Annotated in this window: 17 protein-coding genes; 10 read left to right on the top strand and 7 right to left on the bottom strand. The window is 55.2% G+C overall.

The window, feature by feature from the left end; all coding sequences use genetic code 11:
* From rpoA2 to VB016_06355, 3 genes are read left to right on the top strand one after another with little or no spacing between them, the layout of a single operon-like run.
* Positions 1-1455 (top strand): DNA-directed RNA polymerase subunit A'', encoded by a 1455-nt coding sequence (rpoA2, locus tag VB016_06365; GenBank protein ID MEA4978150.1) that lies wholly within the window; start codon positions 1-3, stop codon positions 1453-1455.
* Positions 1452-1739 carry a 50S ribosomal protein L30e gene (locus VB016_06360; protein MEA4978149.1) on the top strand — a complete coding sequence of 96 codons (288 nt, stop codon included), beginning with the start codon at positions 1452-1454 and terminating at the stop codon, positions 1737-1739. Before rpoA2 ends, VB016_06360 begins: the two co-directional genes overlap by 4 nt.
* Before the next feature lie 5 nt (positions 1740-1744).
* Positions 1745-2173 carry a NusA-like transcription termination signal-binding factor gene (locus VB016_06355; protein ID MEA4978148.1) on the top strand — a complete coding sequence of 143 codons (429 nt, stop codon included), beginning with the start codon at positions 1745-1747 and terminating at the stop codon, positions 2171-2173.
* Positions 2174-2213: 40 nt separating this feature from the next.
* Here VB016_06355 and VB016_06350 read toward each other — a convergent pair whose 3' ends face one another.
* On the bottom strand, positions 2214-3290 hold the full coding sequence (locus tag VB016_06350) for a radical SAM protein (protein MEA4978147.1): 1077 nt from the start codon (positions 3288-3290) through the stop codon (positions 2214-2216).
* Between the two features lie 53 nt (positions 3291-3343).
* On the opposite strand from VB016_06350, the gene pyrF reads away from it, so the two are divergent.
* The 3 genes from pyrF (at position 3344) to VB016_06335 (ending at position 10453) form a co-directional block, all read left to right on the top strand.
* Entirely contained in the window at positions 3344-3997 is a 654-nt protein-coding gene (gene pyrF, locus VB016_06345) for an orotidine-5'-phosphate decarboxylase (protein MEA4978146.1), read from the top strand.
* An 82-nt stretch (positions 3998-4079) separates the two neighbouring features.
* Entirely contained in the window at positions 4080-9662 is a 5583-nt protein-coding gene (locus VB016_06340; GenBank protein ID MEA4978145.1) for a carboxypeptidase regulatory-like domain-containing protein, read from the top strand.
* An 8-nt stretch (positions 9663-9670) separates the two neighbouring features.
* The gene (locus tag VB016_06335) at positions 9671-10453 is read left to right on the top strand and encodes a CARDB domain-containing protein (protein MEA4978144.1); all 783 of its coding nucleotides are present in this window, start codon (positions 9671-9673) and stop codon (positions 10451-10453) included.
* A gap of 31 nt (positions 10454-10484) precedes the next feature.
* Here the strand turns inward: VB016_06335 and VB016_06330 are convergent, their stop codons facing one another.
* Genes VB016_06330 through hypB form a run of 4 tightly spaced genes read right to left on the bottom strand, consistent with a single transcriptional unit; the run spans position 10485 to position 13850 of the window.
* Entirely contained in the window at positions 10485-11069 is a 585-nt protein-coding gene (locus tag VB016_06330) for an RNA-binding protein (protein MEA4978143.1), read from the bottom strand.
* Positions 11070-11093: 24 nt separating this feature from the next.
* Positions 11094-11870 (bottom strand): tRNA pseudouridine(38-40) synthase TruA, encoded by a 777-nt coding sequence (locus VB016_06325; GenBank protein MEA4978142.1) that lies wholly within the window; start codon positions 11868-11870, stop codon positions 11094-11096.
* On the bottom strand, positions 11867-13189 hold the full coding sequence (purD, locus tag VB016_06320; protein MEA4978141.1) for a phosphoribosylamine--glycine ligase: 1323 nt from the start codon (positions 13187-13189) through the stop codon (positions 11867-11869). The genes VB016_06325 and purD overlap by 4 nt, the downstream gene beginning before the upstream one ends.
* 10 nt (positions 13190-13199) lie before the next feature.
* On the bottom strand, positions 13200-13850 hold the full coding sequence (gene hypB / locus VB016_06315) for a hydrogenase nickel incorporation protein HypB (GenBank protein ID MEA4978140.1): 651 nt from the start codon (positions 13848-13850) through the stop codon (positions 13200-13202).
* Positions 13851-13939: 89 nt separating this feature from the next.
* On the opposite strand from hypB, the gene gatD reads away from it, so the two are divergent.
* Together gatD and gatE are read left to right on the top strand one after the other, a co-directional pair.
* Positions 13940-15232 (top strand): Glu-tRNA(Gln) amidotransferase subunit GatD, encoded by a 1293-nt coding sequence (gene gatD, locus VB016_06310; protein ID MEA4978139.1) that lies wholly within the window; start codon positions 13940-13942, stop codon positions 15230-15232.
* A complete protein-coding gene (gene gatE / locus VB016_06305) occupies positions 15232-17097 on the top strand; it encodes a Glu-tRNA(Gln) amidotransferase subunit GatE (GenBank protein ID MEA4978138.1) in 1866 nt (621 codons plus the stop codon). Before gatD ends, gatE begins: the two co-directional genes overlap by 1 nt.
* Here gatE and VB016_06300 read toward each other — a convergent pair.
* Positions 17080-17655 carry a HemK2/MTQ2 family protein methyltransferase gene (locus tag VB016_06300; GenBank protein ID MEA4978137.1) on the bottom strand — a complete coding sequence of 192 codons (576 nt, stop codon included), beginning with the start codon at positions 17653-17655 and terminating at the stop codon, positions 17080-17082. The two genes, gatE and VB016_06300, sit on opposite strands and share 18 nt — an antisense overlap.
* Before the next feature lie 70 nt (positions 17656-17725).
* On the opposite strand from VB016_06300, the gene VB016_06295 reads away from it, so the two are divergent.
* Both VB016_06295 and VB016_06290 read left to right on the top strand, forming a co-directional pair.
* Entirely contained in the window at positions 17726-18304 is a 579-nt protein-coding gene (locus tag VB016_06295) for an MBL fold metallo-hydrolase (GenBank protein ID MEA4978136.1), read from the top strand.
* A gap of 5 nt (positions 18305-18309) precedes the next feature.
* Positions 18310-18939, top strand: coding sequence for an HVO_0476 family zinc finger protein (locus VB016_06290; protein ID MEA4978135.1), 630 nt, complete (start codon positions 18310-18312; stop codon positions 18937-18939).
* On the opposite strand, the gene VB016_06285 is transcribed toward VB016_06290, so the two are convergent.
* Positions 18940-19584 carry an HAD-IB family phosphatase gene (locus VB016_06285; GenBank protein ID MEA4978134.1) on the bottom strand — a complete coding sequence of 215 codons (645 nt, stop codon included), beginning with the start codon at positions 19582-19584 and terminating at the stop codon, positions 18940-18942.
* Between the last annotated feature and the right edge of the window lies 1 nt (position 19585).

Here is a 19585-nt window from a genome sequence, read left to right as displayed (position 1 = left end):
ATGGCTAAGAAAGATACCATGAAGGCCTTGATCAGGCGCGGGATCAGCGAAGAGGCTGCCGCGCTCCTGATGACCAAATACAACACCCTCGGAGACGTGGAAGCGATATCCCAGGGCGATATCGAGGACCTCGGAATATCTTCCGAGGAGGCCGAGTCCATCGTGACGAAGCTCTCCAAACGCCCGTCACGCACCACGACCGCAAAGGTGAAGAAAGAGATCGAGGAGGCCGTACCGGCGTTCACCGCAAAGGAGATAACGCACGCCCACCACCGCACCCCGGAGCAGACGATGCTCCTGGACGTGGCCAGGTCCAAGGGATACGCGTTCCCGATGAAGATCATCACCGACATAGCATCCCGCATAGCCGGGAACGATTTCAGCGAAGACGTCTGCGAAAAGCTCGTGGACAGGGCGTGGGACATGTACACGTCGCACCTGATGGACCAGAACGAGTCCGCGGGCGTCATGGCGGCGCATTCGATAGGCGAGCCGGGTACCCAGATGAACATGCGTACCTTCCACTATGCAGGAGTCGCCAACATCAACGTTACGCAGGGCCTTCCGAGGCTCATCGAGATCGTCGATGCCAGGCGCGTTCCGAGCACGCCGTCGATGGAGATCCCTCTTCTGGGGATCGCCGCCGAGGACGAGAGCGTCGCACGTCACGTAGCTTCGGAGATCGAGATGACCGTACTTACGGACGTCGCCGAGATATCCACGGATGTTACGAACATGCGCATCATCATAACGCCCAGCGCCCACAAGATGGACAAGCGCGGCGTGACGATAGACGAGATGTTCGAAAAACTGAACAAGATAAAAGCCGTCCGCGGACTGATCGAAAAGACGGACTTCAGTATAACAATAACGTCCGATCTGCAGTCGTTCAAGAAGCTGCAGACCATGTACGACGCCATAAAGAACGCCAAGATCAAGGGCATCGACGGTATTGCCAGAGCGGTCCTCAGCAAAAGCAAGGACACCGGCAGGTACGAGATAGTCACCGAAGGCAGCAACCTGAAGGAGGTCCTGAAGGTCGAAGGGGTCGATTCCCCGTACGTCATGACGAACAGCATATTGGAAGTAGCCGATGTTCTGGGGATCGAGGCGGCCAGGAATGCGATCATACACGAGGCCGGAGAGACACTGGGAGAAGCAGGACTGGACGTCGACATAAGGCACATCATGCTGGTAGCAGACCTGATGACCAACGACGGATTGGTCAAGGCCATCGGAAGGCACGGAGTGTCCGGAAAGAAGTCGTCGGTGCTCGCAAGGGCAGCGTTCGAGATAACCGCGGCCCACCTGCTGCATGCGGCAATGGTGGGAGAGGTCGATCACCTTGAAGGTGTGACGGAAAACATCATAGTGGGACAGCCGGTGACGCTAGGAACCGGCGCTGTAAACCTAATTTATACACCCAGGAAAAAAATGAAGGGGGATGAAGAATGAGCGAAGAAAAAGTCGATATAAGCAGAGCGCTGAAATCGGCCATTACCACAGGTAAGGTCGAGTTCGGAGTAGACCAGACGGAGAAGGCCATAAAAACGGGCAAGGCCCAGATGATAATCTTGGCCAGGAACTGCCCCAGCGAATCGCTGAAAGGAGATGTAGGCGTGAAGGTCCACATCTACGATGGCAATAACATGGAGCTCGGAGCTCTTTGCGGAAAGCCCTTCTCGGTCTCGGCGCTGGCTGTCATCGATAAAGGCACCTCAAACATACTTACGCTGTGAGTGAAATGCCTGCAGAGATAGTTATCACAGAGGATACCCTTAGGTACATCGCGTTGTTCCAGGAGGTAACCCACACGAATGCGGTGGATTGCATGGACACCCCGGACAAACTCGTCTTCGTAGTCGAGGCGGGACAGGGCAACATAGCGGTGGGCAAGAAAGGGGATCATATGATCAGACTGAAGGACCTTACCGGGAAGAACATCCAGGTCGTCGAGCACTCGGCAGACCCGGAGCAGTTCGTTATGAACGTCTTCCACATCTACAATCCTCAGAAGGTCATGATCGAGAAGCGCGGGGAGATCACCCACGCTACCGTCACGGTAGATCCGGAACTCAAGGGCAGGGCCATAGGAAAAGAGGGCAAGAACCTCCGCATAGCCAGAGACATCGTGAACAGACACCACGACATACAGAGCCTAAGCGTAGATTGATCCCTCCCCTAGGGATCTTCTCCTGGATGAAACCTGTTAATCAGCCGCGGGCGTGGTGGCCGAGAGGCACCCTCTCGACCTCCAGCCTGTCCGCGGTCGGATATTCTTCTATCAGGTAGCACCTGTAAGGCAGTTCGTCCGCAAGCTCCTGTAGCACCCACGAGGCGGCCTCCATCCTATTGCGTTTCCTGTCAATGAATATCAGGATGTCCGGAACTTCATATTTTGTCATCAGCAGCGCCGCCGCCTCGTCGAGGTCGTCCGCGTAAAGGATTCCCCTGAGGACCGTGCCCTCCTCTGTAACGACATCGTATTCCTTTGCGGTGTTGTTGGCCATACGTATAAGGCGGCGCCTGAGCTGTATGCCGTCTTTGAAAGAAGAGGAGCAGAAATGAATCCTCCTGCCACGGTTCAAAGCAATAAGTGCCAGCGCGGTCTCCTCCGATCCCCTGATGGCCGAAGATATGTCGTCTTTCAGCTTGTATTTGTTCTCTTTCATCATATCCCAGTTACTTTCCGAGAACTCCAGCTCGTTCAGGTTTACAAAGGAAACTCCGGCCGAAAAAGCGCGTGATATCATCGAGTTCAGGTCGTTTTCGCGCCCCGGAAGGGCCGGGACCTCGATGCCGACGTCCAGGCCCCCGATGGAAACGATTTTCTTGAGGTCTTCGGTATCGAAGTTCGCCCACTCGCTGTCGCGGGGATGGAACCTGACTTCGTCAAGACCAGCCTCCCTGAGCAGTTTTATCCTGTCTGGATCTATTGTCGAGGTGTAGAGGTGGATATGATGTTTCGGACCGAAGTGCTCTTTGAGCATCCGTATATAGTGCACGGTGCGGTCCATGTCGCAGAGCGGGTCACCGCCGGTCACACCGGTCCCCATAGCATCCATGGCCTCCGCCTCGCCGATTATTTCCGCGTCGGATAGGGCCCTTAGCTCATTGGCAAATGTGCCAGCATTTCCCTTTTTTTCCAACGACACGGGGCAGTACGGGCATCCGGTATAGCAGATCCCGGTAACAAAAAGTACCATCTTCGAACCCTCAGAGCAAAAAAGGCACCCCTTAGCGAGTTCGCCGTCTGCCGCGGAACCGCACTCCAATCTCCTTACCGTCATGAACGTAAATCACTCCGACGTTTTATTAACTCTCCCTGAGCTATCGGGAAACCATGAAGAAGGACACTCGTTTGGTCCTCGCTCTAGACGAGACCGATGGCAAAAAGGCATTGGCGATAGCCGATGCGGTATCCGACTGTGTGGACGCAGTGAAGATCAACTGGCCGCTGGTACTTTCTTCCGGTCCGGAAATGATAGACAGGCTGGCCGAACGTAACGATGTTATATGCGACTTCAAAGTCGCCGATATACCCAACACCGTTCGGCTCATCGTGGAGAATTGCGTCTCACGCGGAGCCGTGGCAATCATCGTTCACGCATTCACGGGCGACGACTCCCTGGCGGCGGCAGTGGCGGCGGCAGGAACCGACGCCGAGATATTCGCCGTGACAGAGATGAGCCATCCCGGGGGGCAGATATTCACTGCAAAACATGCGGTGGAAATGGCCGAGATGGGAGTCAGATGCGGAGCGTCCGGTTTCATCGCACCGGCGACAAGGCCCGACGGAATCGCGGCGATCCGGTCGGTCGTAGGGAACAAGACCATCCTTTCGCCAGGCGTCGGCGCCCAAGGCGGAAGTGCGGCATCGGCCATATCGGCGGGTGCCGACTACGTAATAGTCGGGCGCTCCATATATACGTCCAAGAACCCGAGGTCCGTCGCAAAAGATCTATGCGATGAAATAGAACGGTGCGCGGACCTCTGAACCTATAATAGATACGCACCCGTAAACCTATAAATAGGCAATCAAACATCAATCGCCACCTTAAAGGACGGAGACCCTTATAATGCGTAAATTCGGAAAGGCAAAATCTTCCCAGGAAACTGAGAAGAGGGTCCTGGCCGCCAAAGACGGCGGCGAAGGATCTTGGATAAAAAGACACTGGCTCCCGCTGACGCTTCTTCTGATAGTCGCGTTGGCCATCGCCGTCAGGACAGTCTTCTCGTTCGGTATATCCGCGGGAAGCAATTTCGCCCTGTCAGGCTCGGGGTCATCTGAACACCAGCACACGATCGAGAACATCCTTACGGGCGCATTCGGGCTTTCCGACCCCTCGCTTAACTACCCGTACGGCGGAACATCGGTCCAGCCTCCGCTGGTCGACTTCATATTGGCATTCTTCGCATGGATCGCCATGCTGCTCGGAGTATCCGTCCCTACCGCAGCCGCAGGCGCGCTTGCGTTCTCCGGCCCCGTAGCGGCAGCAATAACATGCGTCCTCGTGTACATTCTGGGAAAGGAGATGTTCGACAGGACCGTGGGCCTCGTATCCGCGCTTCTGTTCGCCACCCTTCCGCTACCGATCGTAATGTCCGTGTTCTCCAACGGGAACGAGATGAGCATCGTCCTGATGTTCTTCGTGGCCGCCATGCTTTTCATGGTCAGGGCGATGAACGCCCTCGACAGCAACCGCGAGGCAGGCATAAAGGGCGCCTTCGGCAAGGGCGTTCTAAAGTATACCGTTCCCGCAGGCCTCCTGGTCGCAGCGATAGCGCTTTCGTGGAACGGATTCCGCATGATCATCGTCATGCTGGTGTTCCTGATGGTCGCCCAGGCGGTGTTCGCGCGCCTCAAGGGCCGCGACTTCGGTGCGGTTTTAGGTTCGTACCTCACGATGATCATCATCGGGCTCGCGGCATCGGTCCCTTACTATGTGGCCGCAGGCCTGTTCTTCGCAGTGTTCACCGGACCTCTGACGATAGCGGCCATATCTGCCGCATGCGTCGGATTGTTCTACGTTTTCAGGGCGAGGCCCAGAATACAGTCCATGCTCATTCCGGTGATCGTTGCCGCGGTCGCATTGGTGGTCCTTTATCTGGCAACCCCTTGGCTTTTCAACGATGTAGTATCCGGGAACCAGATCTATGAAACGCCGCTCCTCGCGGCGATCCTCCTGCCGCAACACATATCGATATCATACATGGCCACATTCTATGGCTGGGCTACCGTCTGGATGCCGTTTGTGATCTTCGCGTACATGCTTTACAGGTTCGGCAAGAAGGCTCATTCGGAGGCCTATCTGATGTCGATGCTTTGGATCATCGGAGTGTTCGTGCTCAGCTGGCTGTCTTTCGAGAGCGCCATAATAGCCGGGGCGATGTATTCCATAGCGGCCGCTGTGGTCATTGTCAAACTGATCCGCGGCGTTGACATGAAGACCTATTTGGCAACCATCAGGGGAGGGGGTTTCAAGGCAAGCCTCAAGAAGTTCCTGAAGCCCGAGCCCTTCATTTCTTTCATATGCATCCTTTTGCTGATAGTCGCGCCCAACGCGATGTTGGCCGCAGATGCAAGCACTTCTACCAACCAGGAGAGCGACATGTCCACGGATTACCTGGGCGGTCTGGGATATTCCATCAATACCGAGGAAAGCGACCCCATGAACAAGATCTGGGACACGTACTCGACCATATCGAAGGATGGGGCCATAGTCACATGGTTCCAGGATTCGTCCGCAGCGGTGGACAAAGGAGGATTTGTTTCTCTCACCAGCGATTCCGGACAGGGCGCATCGGCAGCATCCAACATCATACTCGCGGAAGGTTCCGAAGGAGCGCTCGCCGCAATGGCCATGCGTCTGATAATCGCAGACGGCACAGGAAGTTACTCCGACCTGATAGACGCGGCCGGCCTCGGCGACCTGGAGTCGCTGATCAATGACCCAGCAGCCTGCAGGGACACGATTCTGAATAACCCCGACATCTACTCCGGAGTCTCCGGAGACATCAGCGACGAGAACGCCGTCTATATCCGCACGGTTCAGTACATAACCGACAATCTGACAGAGCCGGAGGTCATAGCGTTCTACAACGATATCTGCGACGAGCGCGGGGACGGCGGAATCTCGTACGTAGCCCTCAATGCGGGAATGATACCTCTCTACTACGGGGACGGTTCTTCGATTTCGACACTCGCGTACCTCAACGACTACTCCGCAGACTCGAACGGCGCATACACCAAGTTCTTCACATACGGATACACCGGGGTCAGCTACACGGACGCGATGTACGAATCCTTCCTGTGGAAGGCCATCTTCGGTGTGACCGACGAATCATCCGGCGTCACCAGTCTGGCATACGACCTCGTCTACAGCGACGGGACAGTCACCGCACAGCCAGGACTAGGGCTCAGCGGATTCGAAGTGGAATATTGGCAGGTCAAATACAACCCTGACGGCGACGCAGAACTCAACGACGACGGATGGGTCTACATGGACGGCTATGAGGCCATCGAACTGCAGAAGACCAACGGCGGACTGATCAACTACTTCTCGAGCATCGTGCTCCTCAAGGTGTCGGACACGTCCGAAGAGACCGCGGTCAGCGGTCAGCTGACTTACAACGGCGGAACGCCCCTCGAAGGCGCAAAGGTCGCCGTGTTCGAAGAGGATGAGAACGGAACATTCGTTCAGCGCTCGACCTCCTTCACAGGTTCCGACGGCATCTATTCGATAATGGTCCCCACTTCTGGAAATTACGAGATCAGAGTATACACAGGGACAGATCTGACGGTCGGCGGCACGTTCGTGGAGACCATCACAGACCCGGCGGTCGCAACGGATATAACTGCATCCACGATCTCCGGAACCGTGACAGGAGTCACCAGCTCTGTAAAGGTCACGGCCACAGGGCTGTATTCCGGAACGAGTGTGACGGTCGACTCTAACGCCAGCGGCGAATACACGTTCCCGGCGATGCCCTCGGATAAATACACATTGACCGCGACCCTCGGCACATACACGCTGGGCACGCAGACGGTTACAATATATCCCGGAAACAACTCCGGAATAGACATCGAGCCCGAAGGCGAGATATCTGTGACCGTCACCGACCAGTACGGCGCTCCGCTGAAAGATATACAGGTTGTAGCCCAGAGCCTGCTCGACGGATCGATATACGAGGCGACTGCCCTTACAGACGTTTACGGCAAAGTCGACATATCGGTGATGTCGTCCATCACAGGGGTCACCTATTCGGGGCAGTACGTCGTATATGCCAAGGATAAGGTAGGTACATCATCCAGCGCAACGGTCAGTACCTCCACAGTCAGTGCGAAGATCACCGTTTACGGCGACGTCGAGACCGGGTCCGGAATGACCGGAATCATTACGGTTATGGCACCCGGATATTCATCGGTGAACGCAACTTCCGGAGTAGCGAACCTGCCCAGCATAGGAGATTCCACATTCACTCTCTACGACGGCAGCGTTGTGAAGACGTACGATGTGGAATCTGGCACGTATACAGATATCGGTTCTGTCGTCGACTTCACCGCTACGCTAATGTCCTCGTCCGGCGAGGCGATCTCCGGGACTGTAACGTTCTTCGGCGACAACGGTGTGACGATGGGCTACACCGCGGACGATGAAGGCAACATAAGCGGAAAACTGCCTGCTGGCGACTACACCGTGTGCGCGGTCGGAAGCGACGGTTCGTGTCTCATAAAGACGGTCACTATAACCGCCGGAGCGGACCTGGGAGAGCTTGAGACCGGAGACGGCCGGAAGCTCACCGTGACCCTGACCTTCAGTTCCGGTACGGACGGCCAGAAAGGCCTGGCGTTCAGAGAGGTAAAGGTAACTCTGGGAACCGGCGAGGTAATCTACGGGATGACGAATTCCGAAGGCAAAGCGGTGATACAGATACCCGACGGCGTAACTGCTGAGATCCTCATAGCGGGATCCAGCGATTCAGCGATGACCTGGTCAGACCTTACAAAATCCATTGCGGCCAGCACCGAGAATGCCACGGCGTCTTTCAACATCGGTACCGTTACCGGTAGCACTGTAAATTCCCAGAGCATAACCCCGACGGATAACACATGGTTGCTGACGTCCGCAACTTCGGACACGGCAGACTATGAGATAGCCGCGGGCGCATCGGCCGCTGTGGCACCGGGAACATATTTCTGCATAGAAGAGAACGCAGGAGTTTACACATACAGCGAGGTCAAAGTTTACGCTGGAGCTGGACACAACACAATGTACACCGTCGCCGACACAAAAGTAGAGAATATGTCGAAGGTCGAGGTGCCCGCTCTCACAGGGGCCACAGTCACGGTGACGGCGGACCCAGACAACGAAGATGCTGAATACTACGAGGTTAACTTAGGCACAGGATACTACCTGTTGGAGTCCGGAAAGTATCTGTTCAAAGCAGAGACGGACACCCAGGTTGCATACGCTTACTACGACGGTTCAGCTCTCGACAACCCAGCATGGACCTTGAAGGACGCGGTCACGCTCAAGGGATACGTCGGAGTCGCAGGGAGCGGTACAGCTGTCATATCGGCATCCGGACAGACCCTATTCGCCTCCGTCTCGGACGGAGCCTACGAAATAGAGGTTCCCGGAGACATCGGGGCTGTGACGATTACTTTCGACGTGACGAAAACCATCAGCTCCAGCGAATACAGCTACACCGGGTCAGTGAATGCAACAATCGATTCGACCAAGACGAACACCGTTAACGCCGAATTGACAGGAGACGGGATTTCTGTGGCCGATTCGGATGCGGCCCTCACGATCGAGGTCGACGCGAGCACTCTCGCGCCGTCCGCCGATGGAACATTCTCGTTCACACTCGACGTGACGCCTTCCGTCGATTCTACCGGCACCAAGACATATGCCGTCTCGGCCGTCGGTCCGTGGCAGCTCGACAAATCCTACACCGTCACGGTGGATGGTTCAGGGGCCGAAACAGTGGAAGTATGGGGATGGCTGGACCCGCTTAAAGTAGGGGACGGCGATCCGGAGATGAAAGTCTCGCTTACAGACCTCAATGGCACAACACAGGCGACGTGCCAGATGCCCAGCGGATATGTCGTGGATATCGCGGCGGTCGACAACGTAACAGTGATGGTTGCAACCGACGATGGCGCAAGCTCGGACGCGGTCAACGACTATGAGTACATGTATGCGGTGACGATAAGGAACGATGCGAACTACATGATGTACGCAAAGCTGACGGTAACCGGTGTTCCTTCCGGTTGGCTGTATACAGTATCGGACGGGGACGGAAAGCTCATCAGTGCTGATTCTACGACCAAGTTCCCCGTCGCGGGATACGCCTACACTACGGTCTATGTGAAGCTGATCAGTGTGGACGGTTCGAGCACGGAGATTCCGGAAATAAACATAAAGGTGGAAGTTTCACCGTCGTCCGGTTCGCCCGTTACAACCGTCGAGTTCGATGTGACGAAACAGGACGCAGTGCTCGAGTCTTCGGTATCTGCTTCAGGGGACAATGTATACCAGACCGGAAATGCGGTCCAGAACGCGTTCTGGATTTTGCTTCTGCTCAGCGTCGTCCTGATCGTAATGATCGTCTGGCTCGGATCTAAGAGGGGGGTGTTCAGACGCAGAAAGTAATCTCGATAATGGGAGTGATATCGCTCCTGATGGTCGCCGGCGTATGCCTTGTGACAGCGGACGATTCGGACGCGGAATATTTTAACGTGACCCCGGTCGACGGATACATCGTGAAGACCGAAGGCACGATATCGTACGAGGCACCATTCTACTACGAAGGCAGCTTCAGCTCGATGTCCGTGACGTTCACAGCATATCTGCTGAATTCCAGCGGTGAAAAGATGACGGGCGGAGCATCTCCGTCCACAGGAACGTATACCGCCAACGGCACCAAGACCATCAAGGTGACCGCGCCCGACACTGCAGGAACATACAAGCTGGTCGTTGAATACAGCGGCACCGTAACAGTCGGCACCGAAGAGATAGATGTCAGCGGTTCGAGCTATGCATCCGTCAAGGTCGTAGTGCCTGTAACCCTTAAGGCCGAAATAACCAACAACGGTAACGTTACGCTGAGCTCGCTCACGGTCAGCTTTATCGTCGACGGCAAAGCAGTACCGGACAGCGAGACGACGGTCAGCGACATTGCGCCCGGCGAGACCGACACGGCTACCTTCGAGTGGGTTACCGACACTCTGTCATCCGGGAAGCACACATACAAGGCGGTAAGCGAAACATCCATGGTCACAGTCACGGGACTGAATCAGGAGAGCGTGTTCTATATCGGCCACGACGACTATCAGATTGCGACGGTTCTGATCGCACTCCTGTTCATCGTATTAGTCATAGTGCTGATATTCATCTATCGCAAGCCCGTCAAGAACTTCGGAAAACCAAAGGGAAGGCGTTAAATTACTTAGCGGGGGAAACCCCGCTTATTTTTCATTTCTTTGACATGACCATAGCTATGGCTATGTCGGAACGGGTACGTTCCATAACGCCTCTGGCTATGTCCTGTTTCCTTCTCATCGGTACAACAGCGTCAGGGACGTCGAACAAAAGTATCCCGTCGGTGACCTCTTCCATCATACTGTATGCGGATAACGCCATCTCGATCTCCCCGGCCATAAGCCGTTTTAGCACGATGCGTCTGAGCTCGCCGACAGTATCCGCAAGACCCAGTGCCCAGGAAGGTTCGGGTATTCCCAGCGTTTCATGGGATGGAACCGCTCCGTTTTTCAGCATTCCGCCCAGAATTGCGGCCTCGGCATACTCTGACATGGCATCTGCCGCGGGCCCGGAATAAAGGAGGTATGTTTCATCCTTCAGGTCGGAGACCATAGTACGCACTTCTCGGGAGATTTTTTCTGCATCGAGGGAATAATCATCCCCCTCATGTATGGAATGGATTATTTTCTTCGACCTTCTGATGATCTCGCGTGAAGACCTGATCGCATATTCTCTGCGTTCCTCTGCACGGCCGAAGTAATCCGAAGCCGACGTCAAACCGTCCGAAAGCCCTTCCATGCGACCATATATCTCTCGGGTTGTTTAAAGGGAAGTGAAGAAAGACTCCCTCAGTCTGCTGCGGAACAGCTCTTCTTTTACCTTGGTATCGAACATGGCCGCATCCGGTACTTTGAAATCCAGATCTTTGTAGACCACATCCCTTAGGGTCAGGGCGTCCGCACGTGCGACGCCGAAGCTTATATCTTCGCCGCTCAGCGCCCTTAATACGTCGTCATTCTCGGCATCGCCCCTTCCCACCGCAGCGATCGCCGACATCATACGGCGCACCTGATTCCAAAGAAAAAATCTGGCACTGCAGTCGAATATCAGCATTTCGCCCTCTTTCCATATGTCTGCCGATTCAACATTCCCAATGGTCGGCTTGTTATCGTATTTACAGAAACGGATAAAATCATGTTCCCCCACGAAAATGGAAGCACAGTCGCGGGCGCGTACCGGATCTATGCCCTCGGAAGGTATGACGTAGCGGTACATACGAAGGTCCGCATACCTGGGGTTAAAATCTTCGGGGACAACAGTGTAAGAGCGATAGTAGATCCCTTTGGAAACCGCGTTCAAGGCCCTGAGGAGCACTTCGTAGTTTTCGAACACCGTACTGAAAACGGCGACATTAGCCAGTGCGTTGACGCCCCGGTCGGTCCTGCTCGAAAGCTTCAGGTTCAGCTCTTCCGCGGTCGTGTTGCATATGACCTCCAGATTGGACCCTATCTCGCCCTCCACAGTGCGCAGCCCGGGCTGTATCTGAGAACCTGAGAAGCCCTCGCCAAGGTAGGCGACCTTTACTGCGATTCGCGTCATTCCCCGAGGATCTCTCTCATATGGTCGACCCTGCGCTGGACCAGCTCGCGGGTGCCGATGTCATGCCTCACGTAGATGGCATCGCCTTCCACGAACGTAAGCGCGGTCTCGCAGTTCCAGTCCGCCTCTTCCAGTGTTTTGTCAATGCCCACTATGCCTATCGCCCTCGAGGTGCCGGTGAACACTTTATCATCTATCATCTCGACGTTCGCATAGAACGCCTCGGCGCCGCTTCTCTTCACCGCTTCCATGTCGACCGATATTTCATGACCGGATTCGGGCTTTGTGCCGTATCCGCGCGGTACTACGTATTTGCAGACGGTCGCTTTTTTCGCGAACCTGATGCTTTCCGATAGCGTGCCCTTCGCCATGTCCCAGCAGATTCTTTCGAAGTTGTCTTCGAGTATGGGCAGCACGTTCATCGCCTCCGGGTCTCCGAACCTAGCGTTTATCTCGATGATCTTAGGTCCGTCCTTTGTGAGCATAAATTGTCCGTACATGACCCCGCGGTACGGGCACCCCTCCTCCGACATGGCCGAGATTATCTGTCTCATTATGGCCAGTGATCTTTTGCGGTCCTCATCCCCGATAAAAGGAAGCAGGTGGTCCGCGTCCGAATACGAGCCCATGCCGCCCGTGTTGGGTCCCACATCACCCTCGTAGGCCCTCTTGTGGTCCTGTACCAGAGGCATCGGCGCGACGGTCTTTCCGTCGCAGAAAGCCATCTGTGTGAACTCCTCCCCTACGGCTTTCTCTTCGATGATAACGCCGGAGCCCCCGATGTTCTGGTCGAATATCTCGTTGACGTAGCCCATTATGTCCTTGAGAGTGTGGAGGTGCTCTCCTTCCACCTTGACGCCCTTTCCGCCTGTGAGGCCTATCGGCTTGACCACTATCTGGTAGTCCACCTTCTTAAGGTACGCCTCTGTATCCGCGGGGTTGTCGAAAGCGGCATACCCCAGGTTACCGTCCACCTTGTGCTTGCGGACCAGTTCCCTCATGAACGATTTGGACGTTTCGATCCTTGCCGCGGCCTTAGTCGGCGAGGCGCAAGGTATTCCTTCCTTCTCAAGAGCGTCGACTATTCCGACCTCCAGCGGTGCCTCGGGCCCGACGAAGGCAAGCTCGATTATATTCTCCTTTGCGAACTTGCATATCGCCGCAATGTCCTTTTCGTCGACAAGCAGGTATTTCTTCGCCCTGCAAATGATGCCGGGATTGGCATTCTTCATCACGGCGTAAATGTCCGAACCGGCCCTGTGGAAGGCATCCGCCGCGGCGCACTCCCTGCCGCCTCCGCCTATAGTGAGAATTCTCATCTTGGGTGCCTCACAGTTTCAGGGCGGCGATGATATCGTCCACGCCCTGGTCTTTCTTAGCGCTGCATGTGTACATTGCTTTCAGGCCGCCGGTCAACTTGCTGTAGTCTTCCAATATGACTTTCGGATCTACGCCCACGGCGTCGGCTATATCCATCTTGTTCAGGATGGCGAGGTCGGAGTGCAGGAAGATGCTGTGATGCTTCCTCACCATGTCGTCCCCCTCTGTGGTGGATATCACGACCGCCCTGTAGTCGGTACCGAGCGGGAAATCCGCGGGGCATACGAGGTTTCCTACGTTTTCTATGAAAAGGACGTCGTATTTGTCCAGGTCGATCTTTTCCAGGGCCTTTGCAACCAGATTGGCGTCCAAATGGCATTCTGAACCGGTATTGCAGTTAATTGCATCCATTCCGGATTTTTCCATCCTGGCGAAATCGTCGTCCCCTGTCACATCGCCGGCGATGGCGCAAACTCTGAGCCCCTTTGCCTTCAGCTTCTCGGCCAGTTTTATTATGAGGGTGGTCTTGCCCGAGCCGATGGACCCCATGAAATCCACGGACTTTATCCCGTGCTCCTTCAGGAGGCGGTAATTCTTATGGGCCAGTTTCGCGTTCTCTTTGAGAACGTCGTATTCCATGCCCACTTGTACGAAGTGCATGCAACGGTCAATACCATGGCCCGTAATAATGTTACCCACTAGCGCCTAGCAAAAGTCATAAAGACGAAGCATGATGAGGGGGCGTTCAAATGAGCTATTCAGAATCATTATCCAGACTCCTGGCATCTGTAGATGCGTCGGAGGGTTGCAGACTTACCGTCACTTCGAAAGGCCGCATGTACACAGGTACGATGATGCCCCATCACGACCTCAGCGCCCCGGACATACTCGTGCTGAAATTGAAGAGCGGATATAACGTGGGCGTCAGAATGTACCAGGACTCCGCGGTCCAGGTGGTGGAGAGGCCGTCCGGGAAGAAGACGAACCTCGCGGCGAACGAGCCGAAGAAAGGACTGAAGAAACTTGTCCTCATAGGCACCGGCGGCACTATAGCCTCCTACGTCGACTACAGGACGGGGGCCGTTCAGCCAGCCCTATCGACATCGGAGCTCGTTAACGCAATGCCGGAGCTCAGGGAAATAGCGAACATCGAAGCGCGCGTGCTTTTCTCCATTTTCTCAGAAAATATGAACGTGGAACATTGGCAGAAGCTCGCCGAAGCAGTATCCGAGGCGATTAACGACGGAGCGGACGGCATAATAATACCCCACGGCACGGACACTATGGGATACACCGCCGCGGCGTTATCCTTCATGTTGGGAGAGGTGCCCAAGCCGGTCGTTCTCGTGGGGGCGCAGAGGTCCTCGGACCGGCCCTCTTCCGATGCCACAGGCAACATGACGGCAAGTGCCAGGTTCTGCGTGGACGGTAACAGGGCAGGCGTATTCGTGATAATGCACGACACACATAGCGACGACTCGTTCGCGGTACACCTCGGGACCCGCGTAAGGAAGATGCACACATCCAGGCGCGACGCGTTCCACAGTATCAACGCACCAGCCGTGGCGCACATCGATGCCGATGGAAAAATCGAGTTTTCGGGCCCAGGACGCGAAGTATCGGACGGAAAGGCGGTCGCCAAAACGGGAATGGAGGGCAGATGCATCCTCTTGCAGTCATATCCGGGAATGGACCCGGACATTTTCACCGATATCATGGTCAGAAGCAAAGGAGTCGTGATCGCAGGCTCGGGCCTCGGTCATGTGAACGAGAACATGATTCCCGCGATAAAGAAGGCCAGCGATTCAGGGACGATAGTGGTCATGACCTCCCAGTGCCTGGGAGGCGCTACGAATCTGAACGTCTACAACACGGGAAGGGATATGCTTTCCGCCGGTGCGGTATCAGTGGGCGACATGCTGCCGGAGACGGCATATGTCAAGCTCATGTGGGCCATGGCCAACTCCGGGAGCAGGGAACAGGCAGTCGGACTGATGGAAATGCCCATTGCGGGCGAGACAGGCGACAGGAGGCTGGCCTGATGGACTACGAAATGATGTGTGGCATCGAGATACACCAGCAGCTTGACACGAAGAAGCTGTTCTGCTCCTGCGACACCATACTCTGCGATGAGGGGTTCGGTGCCCATTTCCGCAAACTCAGACCGACGACGAGCGAGATGGGAGAGGTCGACCGCGCCGCACTGGCGCAGTTCCAGAGGCATATGGGCTTCAGGTATCAGTGCTGCCATGGGGCCTCATGTTTGGTAGACCTCGACGAGGAGCCGCCGCACGAGGTCAACAAGGAGGCGATGGAGACGTCGCTCATGTTCTCGGCAATGCTCAACTCCGACATAACCGACGAGATCCACTTCATGAGGAAGATAGTGGTCGACGGATCGAACACGTCGGGTTTCCAGAGGACCGCGCTTGTGGCCACCGGCGGAGAAGTGGACGTCAACGGCAAGAAGATATCCATTCTGTCGGTCTGTCTGGAAGAGGACGCGGCCAGGAAGATAGAGACGAAGGGCAACGAGGTCACATACAGGCTGGACCGCCTGGGATTCCCCCTCGTAGAGGTCGCAACAGGGCCAGACATGAGGACGCCGGAAGAGGTCATGGAGGTCGCTATGCGCCTCGGTTCGCTTCTACGCGCAACAAAAAAAGTTAAGCGCGGCATCGGGACAATAAGAGAGGACCTGAACATATCGATCCCGGGCGGAGCACGTATCGAGATCAAAGGAGTGCAGGAGCTGAAGATGCTGCCCGACTTCGTGCGCAACGAGGTCAACAGGCAGAAGATGCTGCTCACGGTGAAGGACATTCTCGTCAAAAGAGGCGTTAAACCTGTCTCCTCCAAGATAGTGGACGCAACGGACGTCTTCAGAGACTGCCCGTCGAAGATCGTGACAGGCGCCATAAAGGGAAAAGGCGTGGTGCTGGCCGTAAAGCTTCCTGGGTTCTCAGGCGTTATGAACGGCGACTCTGGAAAACTCAGGCTCGGTTCCGAGATGGCACAGCGCGCCAGGACCCACGGCGTCAAGGGGATATTCCATTCGGACGAACTGCCCAACTACGGCATCGAACAGGAGTTCGTCGATGCGCTGAAAGAATACCTGGGCATCTCGTCCGCAGATGATGCATTCGTCATATGCGCGGCACCGGAGGCAACTGCCAGGGAGGCGCTCATCGCCGCAACAGAACGCGCCAACGAGGCTCTCGAAGGGATACCCGAAGAGACCAGGGACCCGCTGCCAGACGGGACTACGAAATATTCAAGGCCGCTGCCCGGGGCCGCGAGGATGTATCCGGAGACGGATGTGCCGCCAACTCTGATAACGGAGGAAAGAATCGCAGAGATCAGAGCATCGATGCCGGAATTTCCCGAAGAGATAGAGAAGAGGCTCGTAAACCAGTACGGCATCAATTCCCAGCAGGCACATCAGATGCTCAGGGAGAGCAACGACGAGCTCTTCGAGAAGCTTGCTGGCACATACAGGGGACTGGCGTCGGCGATAGCAACCACACTCACCAACACATACAGCGAGCTCGATCACGAGGGCGTCGTTACAGCCGATATCCAAGATGTCGCCATCATGGAGATATTCAGGATGCTGGCACATAACAAGTTCGCTAAAGAGGCGCTCCCGGACATCATACGCGAGGTATCGAAAGGCACCGATCCTTCGGCCGCCGTTTCGAAGCTGGGCCTCGAGGCCGTGGAAGAGGACGAGGCGGCAAAGATAGTGGCAGCGATAGTAAAAGAGAGGGAAGACTTCGTCCGCAACAGAGGCATGGAAGCCATCGGACCTCTGATGGGGCCGGTCATGGCCGCTCTCAGAGGCAAGATCGACGGCAAGGCCGCCAACGATATCCTCGTGAAGGAGATCTCAAAGCTGATAGGGTGAGATCTGCAGCACCCTTAGTTTTTCGAAGAAGAGCGGCAGCTCTCCCAAAACCTTCACAGAATAAGGGCCCAGCAGATCATCCAGCCTTTCCGTGTCCATGAGCGACGACACCACCACCACGACCCGCCATCCATCGTTGCCGTGGTCCGGGGCACCCCTTAACAGCTCGGGAAGGGGCCCCAATCCCCCCTCGCCCCCGGACCACGCATCGGACAGTTCGCAATCGTCATCCACAGGGAGGTAGGGCAGATTGAAAATTATTGTATCGAATTTACCGGATATCGAACTGTATACGTCTGTTTCTACGACGTCGATATCCAATCCGTTGGATTCGGCGTTCCTTTTCGTAAGTTCTACGGCAACGGGGTTTATATCCCCCGCCGTGACCAAAGCCCCGGCTCTTGCGCAGTGAAGAGAGACAACACCGGAGCCGCAACCGATCTCCAGTACCCTTTCTCCAGGGACGATATCCAGACATCTGACCAGAAAAACAGAATCCTCTGAAGGAGGATAGACCCTTCGGTCCTCTTCCAGGAGAATATCATATACATAATGCATGCAATTAAAGCATCGGCATCAATGATATATTAAGCGGAACATGTTAATTCGTCGTCTCGGATCGCTTATCATGATTAGACTCGAAGTCCTGGCAATAGGAAGGTTGGAAAGGGATGCCGAGGGCAAGATAGTCAATGCAGATTCGACCTGCACCATGATAAAAACCGATAACGGCATCATTGTCGTGGATCCCAGCACGAATTATATGAGGCCGATGATCAAAAAGTCGTTGGTGCAGGCAGGAGTGTATTTCGGGGATGTGAGCGCCGTCGTTCTGACCCACACCCACTCCGACCACATTCAAAATCTCAGTTTGTTCCTTAAGGCGGCCATCTATGTCCACGGGGACGAGGACATAAGCATCGAGGGCGCCATCGTTATCAAAGAAGAGGAATTCCAGCTTGTCCCAGGGGTCCGTCTGGTACATACTCCGGGTCACACCAGAGGGTCTATGAGCGTATTCGTCGAGGCGGACCGCAGATACGTGATAGCCGGTGATGCCATACCCACGGAGGACAATTTCAGGAAGATGGTCCCTCCTGCAATCAACTGCGATGCAGAGGAAGCGTTACAAAGTATTAAGAAGATAAAGAGATACGCGGATGTGATCATACCCGGACATGGTTTTCCGTTTATGGTCCGCATGTGAATATCATGAACGACGAAGAACTTCCTGAGGCAATCTTTTTTGAATGCGCTAAATGCCGTGAGTTCACGGAGCACGAGATACTGAAAGGAAGGTTCGGCAAGGCCTCGGTATCAGGTACGTTCAAGTGCACAGAATGCAAGACGGTCACTTCGACGACGATACGCCTTCCGGAGGACATCAGGGTAAGGGTCGTGTTCAGCGACGGCGATGTCACAACCGTGACCGAAACGGTGCTGAAAAGCAACGAGGTCGTCGAGAAAGGCGACGAGTTCTTCCTGGACAGCGGGGAAAGGGTCCGCGTGACGCTGATCGACGAAGAGTCCGGCAGAAACCCGAGGAGGGCGCAGGCCACAAGGATAAAGTGCCTTTGGGTCAAGCAGTTCGGCATCCTTAATGTGAAAATATCGGTCAACGACAACCACCGCACCTTGTCTATGGTCGTAGAGGCGGAACCGGACGACGATTTTACAATAGGGATGACCATTCCGTTCGAAGATTTCGACTGCCTCGTACATGCGATCAAGACGAAGGACCGTCTCATAAGGAACGGTTCTGCGGAGGCACGCAACATTACCAGGGTCTACGGCAAGATCCGCAAGAAGCAGTATGAAGTCATGGATTTCGGCGACGAGTGATCATCCGAAAATTATGTCCAATATGTCGGATATGTTTTTGGAACGTACAACGGCATCTGCCGCATCGACGGTCATTTCGTCCATAGGGTTGAACGCTATCGACAAGACGCTGTTCCTGAACATGCCGATGTCGGTGAACGAGTTGCCTATCGAGACCGTGCGGTCCCTGTCGGTATCGTATTTTTTCTGGAACTCTCTGACGCTGATCCCCTTGTCGCGGAGGTCCACGTTCATCACGCCTTCCCCGGTGAGCCGCCCGTCATCGTAAGTCTCCAGGGAATCCGCGATGTAGTCGTCGAATCCAAACTCGTCGGTAAGCATCTTCGCCGCAACGTCTATTCCTCCGCTGACTATTACGCACCTGATCCCCTCCGACCTCAAGGCGGCGACCGTCTCCTGTATTCCTTCGGTCAGAGGCATGGAAGTGAAAGTACGGGCCACATCGGTCATCGTGATGTCCGGGTGCACCTCTTTCCAAAGGGCTATGTCCCTCCGCATGAACTCCGGCTCGTCTATCTCGCCGGAGCAGAACATGTCGTACGATTCTTTGTTGTCGACCCCGTAGAATTCGTGGACCCACCCCCATGAGCTTCTGACCGTGGTCAGAGTGCCGTCCATATCGAAACAGGCGAGTTCGTACCTCATC

It is taken from the genome of Methanomassiliicoccaceae archaeon (assembly GCA_034928305.1).
Taxonomy (GTDB): domain Archaea; phylum Thermoplasmatota; class Thermoplasmata; order Methanomassiliicoccales; family Methanomethylophilaceae; genus VadinCA11.
This window is presented reverse-complemented; position numbering and strand designations above follow the sequence as displayed.

Coding starts and splice junctions, on each gene's coding strand:
- rpoA2 (MEA4978150.1), top strand. CDS start 1: ATGGCTAAGAAAGATACCATGAAGGCCTTGATCAGGCGCGGGATCAGC.
- VB016_06360 (MEA4978149.1), top strand. CDS start 1,452: ATGAGCGAAGAAAAAGTCGATATAAGCAGAGCGCTGAAATCGGCCATT.
- VB016_06355 (MEA4978148.1), top strand. CDS start 1,745: ATGCCTGCAGAGATAGTTATCACAGAGGATACCCTTAGGTACATCGCG.
- VB016_06350 (MEA4978147.1), bottom strand. CDS start 3,290: ATGACGGTAAGGAGATTGGAGTGCGGTTCCGCGGCAGACGGCGAACTC.
- pyrF (MEA4978146.1), top strand. CDS start 3,344: ATGAAGAAGGACACTCGTTTGGTCCTCGCTCTAGACGAGACCGATGGC.
- VB016_06340 (MEA4978145.1), top strand. CDS start 4,080: ATGCGTAAATTCGGAAAGGCAAAATCTTCCCAGGAAACTGAGAAGAGG.
- VB016_06335 (MEA4978144.1), top strand. CDS start 9,671: ATGGGAGTGATATCGCTCCTGATGGTCGCCGGCGTATGCCTTGTGACA.
- VB016_06330 (MEA4978143.1), bottom strand. CDS start 11,069: ATGGAAGGGCTTTCGGACGGTTTGACGTCGGCTTCGGATTACTTCGGC.
- VB016_06325 (MEA4978142.1), bottom strand. CDS start 11,870: ATGACGCGAATCGCAGTAAAGGTCGCCTACCTTGGCGAGGGCTTCTCA.
- purD (MEA4978141.1), bottom strand. CDS start 13,189: ATGAGAATTCTCACTATAGGCGGAGGCGGCAGGGAGTGCGCCGCGGCG.
- hypB (MEA4978140.1), bottom strand. CDS start 13,850: ATGCACTTCGTACAAGTGGGCATGGAATACGACGTTCTCAAAGAGAAC.
- gatD (MEA4978139.1), top strand. CDS start 13,940: ATGAGCTATTCAGAATCATTATCCAGACTCCTGGCATCTGTAGATGCG.
- gatE (MEA4978138.1), top strand. CDS start 15,232: ATGGACTACGAAATGATGTGTGGCATCGAGATACACCAGCAGCTTGAC.
- VB016_06300 (MEA4978137.1), bottom strand. CDS start 17,655: ATGCATTATGTATATGATATTCTCCTGGAAGAGGACCGAAGGGTCTAT.
- VB016_06295 (MEA4978136.1), top strand. CDS start 17,726: ATGATTAGACTCGAAGTCCTGGCAATAGGAAGGTTGGAAAGGGATGCC.
- VB016_06290 (MEA4978135.1), top strand. CDS start 18,310: ATGAACGACGAAGAACTTCCTGAGGCAATCTTTTTTGAATGCGCTAAA.
- VB016_06285 (MEA4978134.1), bottom strand. CDS start 19,584: ATGAGGTACGAACTCGCCTGTTTCGATATGGACGGCACTCTGACCACG.